The organism is Citrobacter sp. wls717, from assembly GCF_005280955.1.
Classification (GTDB): Bacteria; Pseudomonadota; Gammaproteobacteria; order Enterobacterales; family Enterobacteriaceae; genus Citrobacter; species Citrobacter werkmanii.
The window spans coordinates 1-396 of the sequence record NZ_SZWW01000023.1 but is presented as its reverse complement, the minus strand read 5'-3'; the positions used below and the strand labels follow the sequence as shown (position 1 = coordinate 396).

Annotated in this window: 2 tRNA genes; both read right to left on the bottom strand. The window is 48.2% G+C overall.

What is annotated here, in order from left to right:
- Positions 1 to 84: 84 nt before the first annotated feature.
- A tRNA-Ala gene (locus FDX09_RS14240) sits at positions 85 to 160 on the bottom strand.
- A gap of 109 nt (positions 161 to 269) precedes the next feature.
- Positions 270 to 346 (bottom strand) — tRNA-Ile (locus FDX09_RS14235).
- Positions 347 to 396: the final 50 nt, after the last annotated feature.

Below are 396 nucleotides of genomic sequence, written 5' to 3'. Positions count from 1 at the left end.
TGATCCAGATTTTTAAAGAGCAAAACTTCGCAGTGAACCTTTTCAGGTACACTCTGAAGTTTTCTTGGGTTGTTGCAGTAAAGATGGTGGAGCTATGCGGGATCGAACCGCAGACCTCCTGCGTGCAAAGCAGGCGCTCTCCCAGCTGAGCTATAGCCCCATCGTAGTTAAAATCTCATCAACCTTAATTTCCGTTGAGGCAAGGCGTGGTGACACGAAGCATACTTAAAGTATGTGAGTGTCGCCGCAACGCAGCATCAGCAGAAATTTGGTAGGCCTGAGTGGACTTGAACCACCGACCTCACCCTTATCAGGGGTGCGCTCTAACCACCTGAGCTACAAGCCTGCAGAGATTTTCTTACTGCTAATTTTCATCAGACAATCTGTGTGAGCACT